This is a genomic window from Planococcus sp. A6 (genome assembly GCF_028823615.1).
Classification (GTDB): domain Bacteria; phylum Bacillota; class Bacilli; order Bacillales_A; family Planococcaceae; genus Planococcus.
The window spans coordinates 1-2,798 of the sequence record NZ_JAPEHT010000222.1 but is presented as its reverse complement, the minus strand read 5'-3'; the positions used below and the strand labels follow the sequence as shown (position 1 = coordinate 2,798).

Here is a 2,798-nt window from a genome sequence, read left to right as displayed (position 1 = left end):
ACTGCGCCGCCTGTTGTGGCTGATGGGGTAACGGTTAGCGATTATGCCGACCCTCTGCCACAGGCGCTGATTTTGACAGCGATCGTTATTTCGTTCGCGGTCACGTCATTTTTCTTGGTGCTCGCCTACCGTGCCTACCAGGAACTTGGCACAGACAATATGGAGCTATTGAGAGGTACAGAAGATTATGAGTAATTTAGCTTTGTTCCCCGTAGTCATTCCATTGATTTTTGCCGCCATCTTGATGCTGTTCCCGAAAAAGCTGCACATGCAACGCGCAGTGGCGATTGCCGGCGTTGTCGCGACACTCGCTTCGGCGCTTGTGCTATTCTCGAAAGTTAACAGTGATGGCGTCCAAGCTGTCACGCTCGGCAGCTGGCCTGCCCCGTTCGGCATCTCTATGGTATCCGATATGTTCTCGGTGCTATTGGTACTGAGTTCCACTATCGTCACGCTGTTCGTATTGTTTTACAGCATCCCGACGATTGGCGTGAAGCGCGAGCAGTCGTTCTATTATCCAGCTGTCCTGTTCTTGATGACCGGAGTTAACGGCGCCTTCACAACAGGCGATATCTTCAACTTGTTCGTCTTCATCGAAGTGTTGTTGATGGCTTCTTATGCTTTGATCGTTCACGGCGGTGAAAAGCCGCAGCTGCGCGAATCAATTAAGTACTTGCTGGTGAACATCATTTCATCGGCATTGTTCGTTTCGGCCGTCGCTTACCTTTACTCCGTTACCGGTACGCTCAATATGGCCGACTTGGCTGTCAAGATCCCTGAGATCGAAGCAGTCGGCATCTTGACGGTCATTGCCGTCCTGTTCCTGGTCGTCTTCGGTTTCAAAGCGGCGATTTTCCCGCTATACTTCTGGCTGCCAGGTTCCTATTTTGCTCCACCCATGGCCATTCTCGCCTTATTCGGCGCCTTGCTGACGAAAGTCGGCGTCTACGCCATCATGAGAACCTATACCTTATTCTTCACGATGAATACCGGTTTTACCCACGAACTGCTGGCGATCATCGCTATCTTGACCATCTTGGCCGGCTGCGTCGGGGCGCTTGCGTATTTTGATGTAAAAAAGATCATCATCTACAACATCATCATTGCGGTTGGCGTCATCTTGTTCGGTATTTCGCAAATGAACGCAGCGGGTGTCGAAGGCTCCATTTTCTATTTGATCCACGACATGCTCATTAAAGCGGCACTGTTCCTTCTAGTGGGCATCTTGACCGTCATTTTCGGCACCAGCGATTTGCGCAAGATGGGCGGTTTGATCAAGAGCTATCCGCTCTTTGGCTGGACCTTCCTGGTCGCGGCATTCGGCCTTGCCGGCATTCCCCCACTCAGTGGATTTCCCGGCAAATTGCTAATTGTCCAAGGAGGTTTTGAAGGCACCCACTTCTGGGGCAGCCTCGTAATCCTGGCGACTAGCTTGCTCGTGTTGCTAAGTGTTGTCCGGATCTTCATCTATGCATTCTGGGGAGAACCGGTGAAGATTGTCACCATTGATCGAAAACATTATCTATCGATGTTCGTCCCGACAGCTATACTCGTCGCCTTGACTGTATTCCTCGGCGCCGGTGCGGAACTCTTCATGCCGTTCATTTCGGACGCAGGTGAAGTGCTACTGAATCCATCGCTCTATATTGACGCGGTATTAAAGGAGTAGGTCACTATGTCTTTACAAGTTCTATTGAATTTTTTCCTGGCGCTCGTCTGGATGTTCATGACCGTGTCGTTCACTCCTTCCGGATTCGTCATCGGCTTTCTGATTGGCCTCGGCATCATCATCTTGATGCGCCGGTTTTTCTCAAAACGGCTGTACATCCTACGCGTCTGGGCGTTGATCTCACTGTTCCTGTTGTTCCTTCGTGAACTTTTCATGTCAAGCATCCAGGTGCTGTCGATCGTCATAAGCCCGAACATGAACATCAAACCGGCCATTTTCGAAATGGAAACGGAACTCGATGACGACTGGCAAGTAACCTTGCTGTCCGCATTGATCACATTAACGCCAGGCACTTTGGTAATCGGCATTTCCGAAGATCAAAAACGCCTTTATATCCATGCCTTGGATTTCGAAGACATTGACTCGGCCGTGTCATCTATCAAGAATACGTTTGAACGGGCGATATTGGAGGTGAGCCGGTCATGATGATGTTTTATTGGGTTTCCCTGTTCATCGTCAGCATTTCTTTTGCTGGCCTCTTGTTCCGCCTCGTCAAAGGCCCGACGGTTGCAGACCGCGTCGTGGCACTCGATGCGATCGGCGTGACGCTCGTGTCGATTGTTGCTTTATTGTCCTTAATTATTGAGACGGAATTTTTCCTGGAGGTCATTCTCTTGATGAGCATTCTGTCCTTTATCGGAACGGCCGCCTTTGCGAAATTCCTGGAGAGAGGGGAGATTTTCGATCGAGATCCTCGTTGATATCCTAATCATCCTTTTAATCGGCACTGGCGTCCTGTTCAGCGCCGTCACTGCTCTCGGGCTCGTCAGGCTGCCAGATGTCTACACAAGGACACACGCAGCCTCTAAGAGTTCGACACTCGGTGTATTATCAATCCTGCTCGGAACCTTCGTCCATTTTTGGTTTAATGAAGGCATCTTCAATACGCAGATGGTCATCGCCATCGCCTTCTTGTTCATCACGCAGCCGGTTGCTGGTCATCTGATCGGCCGTGCCGCATACATGACAGGCATTAAAGTCGCGGAAGAAACGGTGCGTGACGATATGGGCCCTGCAATTGAAAAGCGCAAAAACAACCAGCAGGAAGAACTTGAAAACGAATAAAAAA

The 2,798-nt window shown here is 50.2% G+C and carries 5 protein-coding genes; all 5 read left to right on the top strand.

The window, feature by feature from the left end:
- The coding region (locus ON064_RS17925; RefSeq protein ID WP_274625830.1) for an NADH-quinone oxidoreductase subunit K at positions 1 to 195 on the top strand (195 nt) is incomplete at its 5' end.
- Positions 188 to 1,669: a Na+/H+ antiporter subunit D gene (locus tag ON064_RS17920; RefSeq protein WP_274625829.1), complete on the top strand. Its 1,482-nt coding sequence runs from the start codon at positions 188 to 190 to the stop codon at positions 1,667 to 1,669. The genes ON064_RS17925 and ON064_RS17920, both read left to right, overlap by 8 nt.
- A 6-nt stretch (positions 1,670 to 1,675) precedes the next feature.
- Complete coding sequence (locus ON064_RS17915) at positions 1,676 to 2,155, top strand: Na+/H+ antiporter subunit E (protein ID WP_121301097.1); 480 nt, start codon at positions 1,676 to 1,678, stop codon at positions 2,153 to 2,155.
- Positions 2,152 to 2,430 (top strand): Na(+)/H(+) antiporter subunit F1, encoded by a 279-nt coding sequence (locus ON064_RS17910; RefSeq protein WP_121301096.1) that lies wholly within the window; start codon positions 2,152 to 2,154, stop codon positions 2,428 to 2,430. The genes ON064_RS17915 and ON064_RS17910 overlap by 4 nt, the downstream gene beginning before the upstream one ends.
- Positions 2,381 to 2,794, top strand: coding sequence for a monovalent cation/H(+) antiporter subunit G (mnhG, locus tag ON064_RS17905; protein WP_244201660.1), 414 nt, complete (start codon positions 2,381 to 2,383; stop codon positions 2,792 to 2,794). The genes ON064_RS17910 and mnhG overlap by 50 nt, the downstream gene beginning before the upstream one ends.
- Positions 2,795 to 2,798: the final 4 nt, after the last annotated feature.

What these genes read in the sequence shown, in the direction of transcription:
- ON064_RS17920 (WP_274625829.1), top strand. Translation starts at nt 188, where the DNA reads ATGAGTAATTTAGCTTTGTTCCCCGTAGTCATTCCATTGATTTTTGCC.
- ON064_RS17910 (WP_121301096.1), top strand. Translation starts at nt 2,152, where the DNA reads ATGATGATGTTTTATTGGGTTTCCCTGTTCATCGTCAGCATTTCTTTT.
- ON064_RS17915 (WP_121301097.1), top strand. Translation starts at nt 1,676, where the DNA reads ATGTCTTTACAAGTTCTATTGAATTTTTTCCTGGCGCTCGTCTGGATG.